The sequence below is a fragment of the Pseudomonas sp. IAC-BECa141 genome, assembly GCF_020544405.1.
Taxonomy (GTDB): Bacteria; Pseudomonadota; Gammaproteobacteria; order Pseudomonadales; family Pseudomonadaceae; genus Aquipseudomonas.
In genome coordinates this window covers 1,914,830-1,927,957 of the sequence record NZ_CP065410.1, presented here as the reverse complement: position 1 = coordinate 1,927,957, position 13,128 = coordinate 1,914,830, and the positions used below count along the sequence as shown (strand labels likewise).

The 13,128-nt window shown below is 58.0% G+C and carries 14 protein-coding genes; 1 reads left to right on the top strand and 13 read right to left on the bottom strand.

All coding sequences use genetic code 11. From position 1 onward, the window contains the following. From I5961_RS08830 to I5961_RS08770, 13 genes are all read right to left on the bottom strand, one after another. A complete protein-coding gene (locus tag I5961_RS08830) occupies window positions 1–996 on the bottom strand; it encodes a major capsid protein (protein ID WP_227234947.1) in 996 nt (331 codons plus the stop codon). Window positions 997–1,059: 63 nt separating this feature from the next. Then, complete coding sequence (locus I5961_RS08825; protein ID WP_095139914.1) at window positions 1,060–1,404, bottom strand: head decoration protein; 345 nt, start codon at window positions 1,402–1,404, stop codon at window positions 1,060–1,062. Continuing rightward, window positions 1,401–2,570, bottom strand: coding sequence for a head maturation protease, ClpP-related (locus I5961_RS08820; RefSeq protein WP_227234945.1), 1,170 nt, complete (start codon window positions 2,568–2,570; stop codon window positions 1,401–1,403). The genes I5961_RS08825 and I5961_RS08820 overlap by 4 nt, the downstream gene beginning before the upstream one ends. Next, window positions 2,567–4,045 (bottom strand): phage portal protein, encoded by a 1,479-nt coding sequence (locus I5961_RS08815; protein ID WP_227234944.1) that lies wholly within the window; start codon window positions 4,043–4,045, stop codon window positions 2,567–2,569. Before I5961_RS08815 ends, I5961_RS08820 begins: the two co-directional genes overlap by 4 nt. Then, window positions 4,045–4,251, bottom strand: a complete 207-nt coding sequence (locus I5961_RS08810; protein WP_095139911.1) for a phage head-tail joining protein — start codon at window positions 4,249–4,251, stop codon at window positions 4,045–4,047. The genes I5961_RS08815 and I5961_RS08810 overlap by 1 nt, the downstream gene beginning before the upstream one ends. A 1-nt stretch (window position 4,252) precedes the next feature. Next, a complete protein-coding gene (locus I5961_RS08805; RefSeq protein ID WP_227234942.1) occupies window positions 4,253–6,289 on the bottom strand; it encodes a phage terminase large subunit family protein in 2,037 nt (678 codons plus the stop codon). Continuing rightward, window positions 6,270–6,902, bottom strand: a complete 633-nt coding sequence (locus I5961_RS08800) for a terminase small subunit (protein ID WP_095139909.1) — start codon at window positions 6,900–6,902, stop codon at window positions 6,270–6,272. Before I5961_RS08800 ends, I5961_RS08805 begins: the two co-directional genes overlap by 20 nt. Before the next feature lie 168 nt (window positions 6,903–7,070). Next, a complete protein-coding gene (locus I5961_RS08795) occupies window positions 7,071–7,415 on the bottom strand; it encodes a phage holin family protein (RefSeq protein ID WP_227235570.1) in 345 nt (114 codons plus the stop codon). Between the two features lie 192 nt (window positions 7,416–7,607). Continuing rightward, entirely contained in the window at window positions 7,608–8,090 is a 483-nt protein-coding gene (locus I5961_RS08790; RefSeq protein ID WP_227234940.1) for a hypothetical protein, read from the bottom strand. Further along, the gene (locus tag I5961_RS08785; protein WP_227234939.1) at window positions 8,087–8,422 is read right to left on the bottom strand and encodes a hypothetical protein; all 336 of its coding nucleotides are present in this window, start codon (window positions 8,420–8,422) and stop codon (window positions 8,087–8,089) included. The genes I5961_RS08790 and I5961_RS08785 overlap by 4 nt, the downstream gene beginning before the upstream one ends. Beyond that, the gene (locus I5961_RS08780) at window positions 8,419–11,118 is read right to left on the bottom strand and encodes a DUF5906 domain-containing protein (RefSeq protein ID WP_227234937.1); all 2,700 of its coding nucleotides are present in this window, start codon (window positions 11,116–11,118) and stop codon (window positions 8,419–8,421) included. The genes I5961_RS08785 and I5961_RS08780 overlap by 4 nt, the downstream gene beginning before the upstream one ends. Continuing rightward, on the bottom strand, window positions 11,115–11,321 hold the full coding sequence (locus I5961_RS08775) for a TraR/DksA C4-type zinc finger protein (protein ID WP_227234935.1): 207 nt from the start codon (window positions 11,319–11,321) through the stop codon (window positions 11,115–11,117). The genes I5961_RS08780 and I5961_RS08775 overlap by 4 nt, the downstream gene beginning before the upstream one ends. Next, on the bottom strand, window positions 11,314–11,802 hold the full coding sequence (locus tag I5961_RS08770) for a phage regulatory CII family protein (RefSeq protein WP_227234934.1): 489 nt from the start codon (window positions 11,800–11,802) through the stop codon (window positions 11,314–11,316). Before I5961_RS08770 ends, I5961_RS08775 begins: the two co-directional genes overlap by 8 nt. Before the next feature lie 325 nt (window positions 11,803–12,127). On the opposite strand from I5961_RS08770, the gene I5961_RS08765 reads away from it, so the two are divergent. Further along, window positions 12,128–12,919 (top strand): LexA family protein, encoded by a 792-nt coding sequence (locus I5961_RS08765; protein ID WP_227234932.1) that lies wholly within the window; start codon window positions 12,128–12,130, stop codon window positions 12,917–12,919. Window positions 12,920–13,128 lie beyond the last annotated feature (209 nt).

Below are 13,128 nucleotides of genomic sequence, written 5' to 3'. Positions count from 1 at the left end.
CTACATCTCCAGCAGGATCTGCGCCAGCGGCCGAGTGCACATATGCAGTGGATTGGACTGCGCCTCACCGACCATGCCCTTGTTGAACGGCAAGGGTTCGATCTTGCTGTAGTACGGCACGCCTTCAGTGTTGACCGTTTCCATGTAGTCGGCCGGTGCAAACACCGAGATATACAGGTCCGGTACGCCCTCGGGAATCAGCAGCGCTTTGTCATCATGCACGAAGGTCATGCCGGCGATCTTGCCGCGATAACGCTCCCAGGTAATGCCTCCGTAGTCGAAACTCTCGCGAGCATCACCACGCAGCGAAGCCGCCTGCTGCGTATTGAGGTACGTTCTATTTACCTCATCAAGCTCCAACATTGCATTCCAAAAGTTCTTGCCGCAGAACGCGCGCGAACCGCTGCGGGTCACACTGCCCAGAGCTTCCTCCTGCATGTCCAGCGCTTCACCGCATTGCACACGAAAAGACTTTTTGTCACCGGTCAATTTCATTGACAACGACCGACGTTGAACCCCGAAGCGATCATAAAGATCGAGCAGTACGGTTTTGCCATCAGCGTCGTAGATTTTGCCGTTCAGCGCGCCGAGCCGCTGGAACTCATGGGTGACGTCCAATTGACGGCGCGCCTTGGCCAAACGCTTATTGACCACGTCCTGCACCGATTGCAACTCGGAGCGCGATCCAAAGGCACGAATACCCTGGATCTCGTCAGCCCTGATGGTGAAGCGTTCTGGCAGGTGCACGGTGTTGAACGGGATCAGGTTGCGCTTGCTGCCCGAGACCACCAGACCGGAGGTGCCGCGCTCACCGGCCGGCACCAAGGCAAGGGTGTCGCCGTCTTTCTCGATCTGCACCGTCAGGGTGGTAATGCCTTCCTCCTGGAACAGGCCCAGGCTGCCAATGCGCCCGGGGACGTATTCCTGTTCGTTGATCGCGGCGGTCAACGAGGACACCGAGAATGCCTCGTCATTAAAGATTTGAATGTCAGCCATGCAGCAGTCTCCAGAAAACAAAAAACCCGCACAGGGCGGGCTGAAAATTTGAAGGCGATCGCCTTAGCGGACGATCACATTATGGGCGGCCAGCGCTTTCTCGGCGGCCAGATCCAGACCGGTCAGGTGTGCTTCACTGACCTCGGCCAGACGCACCACGGCGCGCCCGCGACGAACAATGTCGGACGTGCTCAGCGGGCCGAAGAGAATCGCCTGCGCGTTCTCGCTGCCGTCTTCGGCTGTCGGGTTGTACGGAGCGAATTCGCCGGTGGCGGTGACCAGACCCAGGATCTGGCCAGGCTCCAGCGCGGGGCCGGCGGCGACGTTGATTGCTTCGCGGGAAATGGTGCCGGCGCCTTCGGAGAGGAGGAATTCCCCAGCGTGCATCGGTTCACGTTGAATGTTCATGCAGTAGCTCCATTAAGTGAGGTTCGTTTGCCGGTCTGCGCCGCTTGGCGTGCGGACCAGATCGAGGATTGGTCAATCTGTTTGGCCTGCACTTTCGGCGGAGGGTCATCGGCCAGCGGCAGGCTGTTGTCGATCTCGAACCCTTTGCCGCTGCCCACCAGTTTGTCGAAGAGCCGGGCACGCACCGCCGAGGTATCCAGGCCCGCCGAAACGTACTCGGCACTGAACTCCGGTAACCGCGCGGCGACGCACAAGTCGTTGATGGCTTTGGCCTGGGTCAGCGACGCCTGCACCACCGCTTCGCTTTCCAGCTTGGTGACAGCGAGCAGCGGCTCGATAAGGTTGCTGATACCCGCCGCCGTGCAACGCTGGCTGATCAGCACCGCGAGTTGTGCGGCATTGGTCGCCGGCGCTGGCGGGTCATCCGGGATCGGCGGCGCAGGCTCCGGTGTAGGTTCGGGCTCCGGATCGGTCGGTTCATCCAGTTGAGCCAGCAGCGCGGCCGGGGCATGCTGGAAACGCTGCAGCACGGCGCCCTGCCCCAAACACGCTTTGACTTTGACGCCATCGCCGATCTCATCGGCCAGACCCAAGGCCACCGCTTCGTTCGCCGTCAACCAGGTCTCGGCCGCCACCAGGCGGCGCAACTCGGGCTCATCGATGTCAGGAGCCTTGGCCTTGTAAGCCGCGATGATGGCTTCCATCGTCTGGTCCAGCACATCGGCGACCTTGCGAAAGCTCTCGGCGTCGCCGGCGGCGTAGGTCCAAGGGTTATGGATCATCAACATGGCGTTGGACGCTATCACCACTCGGTGCGCTCCGCACACTGCAACGCTGGCTGCGCTAGCCGCCAGTGCATCAACCCGGCCGGTGCAACGCTCGCCCAATCGCGACAACGCGTTGTGCATCGCCAGCCCATCGAACAGATCGCCGCCGACGCTGTTGAAAGCAGCCACCACGGGAGACACGCCGTCATCCATGGCGCGCAGATCCTGGACAAACTGATTGGCGGTGATGCCCCAGGTACCGATTTCGCCGTAGACGAACACTTCAATGGTGCGCTGCTCGGCGTCGCCGTTGGCCTGCATGGCGTACCAGCTCTTGTCAGAGACCTGCACGCGCTCGCCGGCCTTGTTGTAAATGCGCGGTCGCGCCTGTTTGCTCATGGTTGCTCCTTGTCGTCGAGCGACTCGATGACGTCGAGGGTGTTGTAGTTGAGGCCCAGGCGAACGGCCCGGGCAAGATCAGCGGCGTTTTCCGCATCGACCGTTTCGGCGTCGTAGCCGGTGCGCAGCACCATCTCGCTACGCGAAGCGAATCCGGCTTTGACTTCCATCGTGCGCGCCTGAACGTCCTGCACCGGCTGAATGTAAGCCCAGCCCTGCGGCACCCAGCGGGTGCGCAGATACTCGCGTCGACGCTGGGCGTAATCCTCCAGCACAAGCGCACCGGACAGCACCGCCATGTCCATCCATGCGGCACGAACCGGCCGACACAGCTGATGCACGTAAACGCTGAACTGCAGCTGCTCGAGCCGCCGACGAAACTCGTTGAGCACGACGCGCAAGGCGCGGTCGTTGATCTCGCGCATGTCGCCGGTGAGGATCTCGTAGGGCGTGCCGGTACCGGCGGCAGCGGCCATCAGTTGCTGCCGCATGAAGTCCGGGTAGTTGTTGCCGGCGTCCGGTGGTTTGGAGAATTCCACCTCCTCGCCCGGCCCGAGTTCCTGCATGGTGCCCGGCTCAAGCGCGACCATTGGCGTGAAGCCGTCGCGGTCGGTCACCAGTGGCTGACCGGTGACCGGATCGCGCGGCATGGGACCGGAGTCCGGCGGCGGGCGGGTGATAAAGCCCGCAAACAGGTTCGCGACCTCCTGGCGAAACAGCACCGCGTCGTCGTAGTTGTCGAGGCTGCGCAGGCGCTTGAGTACCGGCGACAAGCGCGGCACGCCCCGCAACTGTCCGGGCTCCAGGGGCTCGAAGATGTGCAGCACTTGCGTGGCTGGCACGCGCACCAGCTGGTTGTAGCCGGAATTCAATGCCGAGGGATCGCCCGGGTGCGAGCGGTACATCCAGTACGCCATGCGCTTGCCGACCGAGTTGAATTCAATGCCGGCACGGATCACGTTACCGTCGCGGGTGGTTTCGAATTTGTCGTGCGGCACGAACTCCGGTGCAAGCAACTGCAACTGCAGCGGTACCGCATGACCATCGTCCAGACTGCGTGGTCGCAGCCGAATAAAACATTCGCCGGAGGTTTCGACTGTGCGCGCGGCGAGCGCTTGCTGACCGTAGAAGTCGGTGAGGTCATCGGCGTCCGACTCATCGACCCAGTCTTCCCATAGCTCCTGCAGTTGCTTACGCAGGGCGTCGTCGTCCGTCTTCGGCCGGGGGTTAATGCCGGTGCCGATCAGGTTACTGACGCGTTTGTCGATGACGTTGAAAGCATATGGGTCGTTGCGCACTGCGGCCCGCGATCGGGAACGCAGATTGCGCAGCGCTGGCGTGTTGATGGTGTTCAAGCCATTGTCGGGCGCATCCCAGCCAGCAGAACGACGGCCCTCCCCGGCGCCTTCGTAACTGGCCTTAATATTCGACGGCAGCAAGAATCCGTTACGGGTCAGCGTCGGATAACGAGCCATTACAGTCCTTTGCCTCCGTGATAAAGCCGGACCACGCGTGAACGCGGCCCGGCAGCGTTGAGCAACGAGGTGCGAATTTCTTCGCGCGCCTGCAGAAGCTCGTTGATGGTGCGGTACTCGACGGTGCGGTCGCCAAAGCGAACGGTTTTTTCACCGCGCGCGATGGCCTTCTCGATTACGTCGAGGTGCTGTTGGGTAAAGGACATATCAGCGTCTCTTCAGATAACCGCTGGTAGAGCTGCGGCGTGGTGATGGCGATGCAGCAGGTCGCGTGGGTGCGACAGGTGCAGCCGGTGTAGGCGGTGCAAGCTGGGCTTGCCGGAAAACAGCCGGCGGCGCTGTTTCGGTTGTTTGGGCTTGTTCAACACGTGGGGCCTGAACAGGCTGGGCCGGTGCATCGTCGAACAATCCGGATTGTGCCAAAGCTTGCCGCACCCGATCCCAGTCATGCTCCTGGTACCGATTGATGCCCAGGTAATGCGCCATGGCCAGGCAATACACCATCAGGTCCAGAGCTTCGTTGCGCTCGGCTTTGCCCTTGATCCACTCGACACGTTTATGACCGCGGACGTAGCGAGCGACCTTGCGTTCTGCCACACATTGGGCGAAGAAGTCGTCCGGCAAATCGTTGGCAAAATGCAGCGAGCCGGGTCCATCCGGGAACGGGTAACGGTTGTAGATCCAGTCCTTGGCGGTGTCGGTACCGACGAACCACAGCTCGGCGCCGTGGCGCTCGGTCTGACCCTTCCAGGTCACGTCGACCATCGAGGGCCGCTGGGCAATCACCGGTCTGCCGGGCTTGCTCGCACCTTTGATGGCGAAGATGTTGCGCCAGCGCCGCATGCGGCAGAACTGGTAGACCTCATCGGTGTGATGCCCCCCGGAGTCGACAGCCGTGGCAAGAATCGCCAAGCCGACACCGCAAGGGTGCCGGTAGCGAGCTTTGAGCAAGTCATCAAGTACCGCCCAAGTTCGCTCATCAGCGGGATCGCCTGAGATCACCTTGTGATCAATCACCCAACGCTCCATACCAAAGCCCCAGCCCATGACCATCAACTCCAGACGGTTAGCCTGAACGTCGACGGCGGCGGTAAGCATCAGCGAACCGGACGGCATTGAGCCGAGGCCGTAGCTTTCCAGACGCGCCCGGTCCATAAGAACATCGGCTTTAGTTTGCTCTTGAGCGCTGTCCCAGACCTTGGCCAGTCGGGTGTTGTAGAACACCTGCATCGGTTCAAGATCGCCTTTCGCCTGTGCCCGCTTGGCCTTCTCGTACTGCCTGGCCAGCGTACGCCAGTCCATCCAGCCTGGTGGCGAGTACAACGCGTTGAGATGAAAGCCAACCGTTTCGCCATCACCTTCGGCATGGGCTATCCACTCGCCATTGGCAAGCATCCAGCCCTTATGGTGCTCCTCGATCAACACGTCGCACTCAGGCCCAGCACAATGGTAGTGAATGAGCTGGTAATCCTTGGAGTAGAGCAAACGTTCCCACTCCAGTACCTGCTTGTGCCCGCAAGTTGGACACGGCACGTAGAAGTAACGTTGATCGCTGGACTCGAACAGATCACTGATACGCGAAGCACCTTTGATCGTTGGTGAGCTGGAGAAGTAGAACTTGGCATTCCGGCCAAAGGTACTGCCCCGAGTCTCTGCCAGCTCGATGGGATCACCCTCCTCTCCGACGTCGACTTCCCAACGATCCACCTCATCGCCGTACACATAACGCGCTGAGAGCTCGGCCAAGTTGGCCGCGGAACCCGCAGTGGTAACGTACAGCGAACCACCTTCAAACTCTTTGGTGTCCATCGTGTTGCGGGAGTCACGAGACCGACTGGACGCCACTCGCTTACGCAGAACGGGCGTGGCCTTGATGGTCTTGCTGATCCTCGATGACACCCGCTTAGCCAGGCTAAGGCTCGGCAGCAGTGTCAGGATATTGGACGGTGCCATATGGATCAGGCCACCAATCCAATTTAAGGCGATTTGGGTTTTCATCAACTGCGAAGCCACCATCGTAACGACGCGCTTGCAGGGGTGAGCTGGCGATAAACAGCGCATCGGCTCACGTGCGTAAGGGGTGCGAGAGGTGCGGTATTGGCCGGGCTCAGCCGCACCTGAATCACGCGGAATACGCATGTATTCGTCGGCCCACTCGTCCACCCACACATCCGGGTCAGGTTTGAGCCCCCGGAAATAAGCCTCGCAGTACACCGTCGCTCCATCAGATCTGGTCAGGTTCATCTATCACCTCCCAGTTAGTATCCAGTGTGTGGCCGAATTCCTCAGAGGACATACGGCCGGCGTCCTCAAGCCGTTGTCTCAATGCTGCAGTCAGGTGTCGTTCGATCTCCCATGGATCCGACATGGCCGCCAGTTCCGGAGCCAGTTGCGGAGGCATACCCAGCAACGTGTCGCGAAGCATGCGACCGGCGTTGTATGCCCCGGACTGAACTGCCGTAACCTCGACTGTTGAGCCCTGTGCTTTGTGAAACTCCATCTCGGCCATCTGCGCCAAGTAGAACTCACGGTGCGCGCGTGCCTTCTGAAAATCCGGATGCTTGTCTGTCGTCGGAGCCGCCAGCGGCGGCGCAGCCATGGAAGTCGGCTCGGTTTGGGTCGACAGTTGGCTGTAAACGTTGCGCTGAATCCGATCTTGTTGATGGCGTTCAGCAACGGCGGCCTTGCTCGGGTCGGCGGTGTCGCGAATCAGCGCTTCGGTGGCATGTACATCAACCTGTTTGCCATTGGGCGAAAGCACCAAACGGTTGTTGTCTTTCAGCCAGGTGATGTAACTCGGCGACCTGCCGAGCCGGGCCGCGAAGGCGCTCTTCGACAGGTAGGTTGGTTCTGTCATGAGCCCTCCTTTTTCAACGTATTTCAATGAATCCTTTCAAGATTTCAATGATTGAAATTTCAGTAAGCTGGGAAGTCTGCGGCTAACAGTTTCCCGCGGGTTTCCGACCCCGTGCCCCTCAGATACCTTCAGGGTCCCCGGCGAGTTTCGGCGCCCCAGATCGGTGCATCACCCCTGCCCGCCTCCGACTGGCGGGACTTCGCTGACGCCCAGCCGCTTGGCGGCCCAGCGTTCGTACAACCCGATGGCCACATCGGCACCAGCCATCGCCGTCAGGCAACCCAAGGCGCCTGCCGTCCAGATCGTCATGCCCGCCGCGATCATCAGCATCATTGCCGAGACTCCGCAGACAATGCAGGCACCGGATCGAAGCGCAAGCCGACGCATCAGCGCCCAGCCACGAGCACCATCCTTGTCTGCTCGCCACATCTCACCGGATACGCCACCGACCAGAGCCAGGACGATCACCAACCAGATCGGCATTTCTGCCAGCGCTTGCTGCTCATTTGTCATGTTGTGCCTCAAGTGAAGGAGCATGCCGAACACAAAAAAGAAAACCCCGCCGGTGGGCAGGGTTTTCAATGTCGCGGCATACGCCAGGACGTAGTGCACAGCACGTGCTCGGGGGGAGCGCCAAGGCGCAGAATCCATATCGTGGGGACTTTTTACCCCCTGAGTACGGAACCGAAAAGGGGGCATTTTCGGTTATCCAACTTGACGCAACTTTGACGCAACTTTGAGGAGACTTTGAGGTAAAGCGCCCCGACCAACGGTAAGCCACTTACGTGCGTCCTTGCGCTCGGCCAGCACCTCAAAGAGTCGGACATGAAGACGGTGCACAAGATCGTAGTAGGTTTGTTTCGCCTTTGAGACGTAGCCCAGTTCGTGCATCTGCGCTGCCCATGTCGGTGCAGGGTCAAAGCCGTAACGCATAACTGCCAACTGTTGCAGCCTTTCACCCCGACCATCTTGCCGGGCAATCTCGGAAAGGGCGGCACCAATTTCCTGCGCAATTGCATCTGGACCCGCACCACCTCCGAGAAGGATCCGAGAACCGGGTGTGCCCCGCGGCGCACAACCGCCCCACTCCATGATCGTCGCCATCGGGCTACCCATGCCTCCCGCTTCACCGGCATGTCGGCATTGCTCGCCCCAATGTTTCAGCAATAACTCCATCGCCTCAATCATTGCCCTGCCCCCCGTAAAACCCAACCCAACACAGAAAAACCGCAACCCGCCACAAACCCAACACAGATAAATCTCTTTAAATTCAATGCTTCAATCGAACTTGAGTTGAGTGTGTTGGGTTTGTTGGGTTTATCAGTCTTCGCATAAGAAAAAATTCGTTCCGTTGAATTCGTTGCAAAGAACGTCATGTATGCGCGTGCGCGACACAAAACCCAACACACCCCACACAACCCCCGCAAAGGCATGTGATTCGGGCACTCAAATTGTGTGGAGTATTCAAAATCAACCCGACACACACTCAACACACCCAACACACTTTTGAAAATAGTCATGCTGCAAGCGCCTTGATGTGATCCCAGCTGTCCACGTGCCAGCCCGCCAGCCTGGCCTTGGCCCGCCAGTTTTCCACCTGCTTGCCCAGCTCAGCCGCCTTGAGTGATGGGGGCGGGGAAGCATCCAGGTCCGCGGGAAAGAAAAACGCGCCGAAACGACGGTTATTGCCGTCAGTCCATGGTATTGCTCGCGATTTATCCACCTCGGAACTGATGAACAGAGAGAACTTCGTCTGACTCATCACATGCTCTTTGTTGCGCTGACACCATTCGAGAAACAACGAATAGAGGTCGGTCGATAGACATGGCCCCCAAAGCCCATGGCCCAGCTCGCTGTACTTCCACAAATGCAAGAATGTTTGCCAGCCGGCCCGACTCAAGGCCACCAAACGCTCACGCGCCTCGGTCGATGGCGGCCGCGTGCGCTGGTTGAAGTCCCCAAGATCGACCGACAGTAACCAACCGTAGAGCGCCGCCACCCCACCCTGCTCCAGTTCACGACCAATCGCCTTTTGCCGAGCGACTGGTAGGGTCTCCATAGGCCACATGACCAGCATTCGCCGATCACTGTCGCTGATTGGCCAAGGAAGAATCTCGTTGCTGAGAAATACCGCATTCATATGGTTGGCTTCTTCCCAGCCATTAATAAACTTCGACTCCATCCGCACCGTTTTACCAGTGATCAAGTGCTTGATCTTGCCCACCTGGTTATAACGTTGATCGCGACTGACCACCTCTTCAAAGACGGACCACAATTTGCGGCTTTGCCACGCGTTGAAACTGCTTTCCAACTGCGTCTGACCAACAGTCGCCGCGTATTGGCCATAAAGCATGCCGAGTGCGTCAGCGAACAAAAGGCTCTTGCCCGAACCTTCCATGATCGAATGCATCAATACAGCGGTGTCCATCTTGGCGCCCAAGTGCTGCAGCGGATACGCCAGCCAGCGAGTTAACCAATCGGTCGCGGCTTCATCATGATTACAAAGAAATGAGATCAGCCAACGCAGGTTTGCACACGCTGCATCATCCCTGACTGGCTCAAGTGGCAACCCATCAAAGGTATTGATGTACACCGCAGGATCCTTCGTCATGGTCGGATCAAACACGATGTGTTCAACATCGACGGTGCGGCGCTCGCTGCTGTTCAGCCACAACGGGTATGTATCACCCAGCGCCATCTTCACCGCGCCCTCGGCTATGCGCCGCTTCTTTTCGCGATCCCAAACGTCTTTGGTGCCATCGATGTAAACGTATCGATCGGTTGGGGACATCCCGAATGCACCGCCCTTCTTCCCAGCCATGCGGCGCGCCTGCTCGATCTCGCGAACATGGTCGTCAGAAATCAGTCTCTTTCCGGTGTCGTCCAACCAGGCTTTGGCCAGTGGCTTGCCCACACGAGCTTCGAAGGCGGACTTCTTCATTACCTTCGATTGGTCGCAATCCCACACGTGCGTGGTGCCTTCTACCAGCGCAAAACGACGCAGTATGTGGTCCACCGTTATGACCTCCCCCGCCCCCCCGTCAGGAGCAGGAGCGGCCTCGCTGGACGGGTTTGTTTCGTCGGAGGTCGGCCCGCTCAATTCACCGGATGGGGTGGGGGGAAGATCATTAGGATCTGGACGGGCGGCGTGTTGCATGCCCAACATTCGCGCAGCATCCTTCACAGCCTTCGACTGGTCGCCGCCGTGCTCGAGTAAGCAGAACACTTCAAAGGCGTCGTTCTGATGTCCGTTCGCGAGAGGGTCAGCACCGTGATGCGAATAAACCTTGCCCTCACTGATCGTCACCCCTGGCAGACCGGTGCTGCTTTGAGGGTACAGCCACTTATTGCCTCGCTTGATGTACCCATGGGAGCGAAGAAGCTCCGCAACATCGTGACAACGGTTGAATTCATCAATTACGGAGGGGCGTTTGCCGCCACCGAGCGCAGGACGCTTTGAGGCTTTGACCGGTGGCTTCGGTGGCGCAATCGCCCATGGACACGCAGCTTCAGCATCTCTCTTAAAAAACTCCCAATTCTGCCAAATGGTAAGCAACTCTTTGGTCAGCGTGGGCAGCCCTTCAGTAGCACTTGGAGCGGTTTTCCAGATGTAAGGTTTGCCGGTACCGGGATGAATGGATGGTGGAAATACGTCTTGCACCAGTCCCGCACGTAGCTCAAAGACCGTGAAGCGTTTGAACGGCTCGGCTTCGGTTCGGGCAGCAGCTTCTGCGGCAAGATCACCCTGCTCTTTCGCAGCCTTGGCCTTGTCAATCAGCCCTTTGAAAATCGAACCATCAGGGTCTTTTTCATTTGGCCATGAAAGCGAGTGACGCGTGAGTTCGATGCCTTCGGGGACCTTGAATACCACTCGGAATCGCAGCGGATTCCCGACGATAGTCGGGAACACCACTGCCATCGCATCAAGGTCCAGGCCCAACAGTTCATACAGAACATGTCGCGTCCACTGAACGTCATCAACATCCAATGAACAAACACGGCTCGGCCCCAGTACGACGCCAAGGTTGTGATTTGGGTTTCGTTGCCAGAACGCTTCGGCCGCGTCGGCGTCGGTGATATAGCCTCCCGGCTTATTCCACCCTAGGCCTTTCGGGGCCTTTTCACCTGGATCAATCGATACCAGTGCCAAGTCAAAAGTACTGATGTAACGCTTTGCCCATGTAGCGATGGCTGTTCCTTTGCCCGATTCACTCATCGCCGGGCCTCCCGCAGCTCCTGACAAGCGACGCAGGTCTCGCAACCTTCAACCTTCTGCTGTCGTAGCAACGGGATTGGTTCGTCGCAGTCGTCACAGAACTGCGCGCTGACGCGGCTCGATGGCGCGCGGCGATTACGATGAATAGCAACATCAAGCAGGTATTGCGCCTGCTCGTTTGCGCGGTCGATATCATCAGCCATTGATGCGATCCTCCATCGCCTGACGAGCACCCGCCATGATGCCCAGGACTTCGCGAATCACATCCATTCCGTACTTTTCGAGATCCACGACTTCATGAAGCTCCCAGATGTTGTCCGCCGCGCCGTCATGCATCTTGGCCACGAATTCACCGGTTTCCCCGAGTAGCTTACCGACTGCTTTCAAGGCGTCACGGGTTGCCGGTACGGGTACAGGCCGGTACCAAACCGCACCTGCTGGTCGCATCAATGCGTCCAGCAGGCGTGGATCAGCGGTCAGTCTGATCACTTCCTCAAGCTCATCTGGATTCAGCCAGCGGCGTTCTTCATCGAGCTTGAGTTTCTTCTGGAGGGTGTCGTTGTCCAACACCATTTCAAAGGCAAGGGCGGTAATTCCGCCCTTGTAGTCACGACCAGCGCGATAGATCGCTTGGCGTAGTGGCAGGACCGGACCAGCGTCCGGCAAAAGATCTGTGCGACTCATAACCGTAAATCCCCTATTTACGGTGTAGCCATAGCCCAGGGTAATCCCTATCCTACGACCACGACCGATGTGCATGTGCTGTGTATCGTCGTAGCTGGGCTGGGGGATTCTTTGGTGAGAGGCCCCAGCTCAGCACCTTTTAAGCTGCCGACTTAAGATCGGCCGCTTCTTTCTCTTGGGTATATAGGCATTCAATTGCCTTACCCGTTACGTACCGAACATCTGCACCTTTCGCGGCGCGATTGATAGTCGGCTGTGTTGTTCCTACGCGATCTGCAATAACTCTCTGGGACAAACCAGACCGCAGCAGCTCTGCAAGCATTTCTTGGATAGTCATATCGTTCACCGATGCGCTTTCGCATTGGTCGCCACAATACACAAACGTATTGAACGATTCAATACACTCGCCGATACGTTTTTGAATCAAGGCAGAGAAAAAGTGATCGGAGACCGCATCGCCCAACGCATGCAGGAATTGGGACTGTCAGAAGGCGAACTCGGCCGACGCTCCGGCGTTCCGCAACCGACGATTCATAGAATTGTGACGAATGCGGTAGCCAGCCCACGCCATGAAAATATCGAAAAGATCAGCAGAGCCTTGAAGGTAAGTAGCAACTGGCTCTGGAAGGGAGGCGAACACAAAGACCCGATGATTGAGCAGAGCGCTACATCTGCGAATGAATCCAACGTCGAACCTGGGCCAGCAGTTAAAGGCTATGTCCCTCTAATTTCATGGGTTCAGGCCGGAGCTTGGTGTGAGATTGCGGACGTTAGGACCCTTGACGATGCAGAAATATGGCTGCCATGCGCCGCTTCCCACAGCAGCCAAAGCTATGCCCTTCGAGTACGCGGACTATCCATGTTCAATCAATATGAACGGAGGTCCTTCCGAGACGGAGACATCATTTTTGTTGATCCCGCGAAAGACGCGGAAAATGGTTCTCTCGTGATTGCAAAACTCATGGATAGCCAAGAAGCAACTTTCAAGCAGTTAGTAATGGAGGGCAGCCGCCGATTTCTAAAAGCGCTGAATCCAGCATGGCCGGAGCCAATCATTGAATTAGGGACCGACGCCATAATTTGCGGCGTAGTATTCTCGAAGCTCGAAATTTTCTAATACACTGCCCAAAAAAGACCCGCTGAGATGCGGGTTTTTTTGGCAAAAGCAAAAATTCAATTCACATTCGTATTGACTGGATCAATACGTATTTGTATCGTTTGCATGGTAAATCTCTCACCAAAGAGTACGAGCATGCAAACCACACAGCACAGCAACACTCGCTGCCCGGTGTACCTACACCCAACAGCTTGCACTAACCCAGCAGC

Coding starts and splice junctions, on each gene's coding strand:
- I5961_RS08770 (WP_227234934.1), bottom strand. CDS start 11,802: ATGAGTCGCACAGATCTTTTGCCGGACGCTGGTCCGGTCCTGCCACTA.
- I5961_RS08830 (WP_227234947.1), bottom strand. CDS start 996: ATGGCTGACATTCAAATCTTTAATGACGAGGCATTCTCGGTGTCCTCG.
- I5961_RS08780 (WP_227234937.1), bottom strand. CDS start 11,118: ATGAGTGAATCGGGCAAAGGAACAGCCATCGCTACATGGGCAAAGCGT.
- I5961_RS08795 (WP_227235570.1), bottom strand. CDS start 7,415: ATGACAAATGAGCAGCAAGCGCTGGCAGAAATGCCGATCTGGTTGGTG.
- I5961_RS08790 (WP_227234940.1), bottom strand. CDS start 8,090: ATGATTGAGGCGATGGAGTTATTGCTGAAACATTGGGGCGAGCAATGC.
- I5961_RS08800 (WP_095139909.1), bottom strand. CDS start 6,902: ATGACAGAACCAACCTACCTGTCGAAGAGCGCCTTCGCGGCCCGGCTC.
- I5961_RS08805 (WP_227234942.1), bottom strand. CDS start 6,289: ATGAACCTGACCAGATCTGATGGAGCGACGGTGTACTGCGAGGCTTAT.
- I5961_RS08785 (WP_227234939.1), bottom strand. CDS start 8,422: ATGACTATTTTCAAAAGTGTGTTGGGTGTGTTGAGTGTGTGTCGGGTT.
- I5961_RS08815 (WP_227234944.1), bottom strand. CDS start 4,045: ATGGCTCGTTATCCGACGCTGACCCGTAACGGATTCTTGCTGCCGTCG.
- I5961_RS08820 (WP_227234945.1), bottom strand. CDS start 2,570: ATGAGCAAACAGGCGCGACCGCGCATTTACAACAAGGCCGGCGAGCGC.
- I5961_RS08825 (WP_095139914.1), bottom strand. CDS start 1,404: ATGAACATTCAACGTGAACCGATGCACGCTGGGGAATTCCTCCTCTCC.
- I5961_RS08775 (WP_227234935.1), bottom strand. CDS start 11,321: ATGGCTGATGATATCGACCGCGCAAACGAGCAGGCGCAATACCTGCTT.
- I5961_RS08810 (WP_095139911.1), bottom strand. CDS start 4,251: ATGTCCTTTACCCAACAGCACCTCGACGTAATCGAGAAGGCCATCGCG.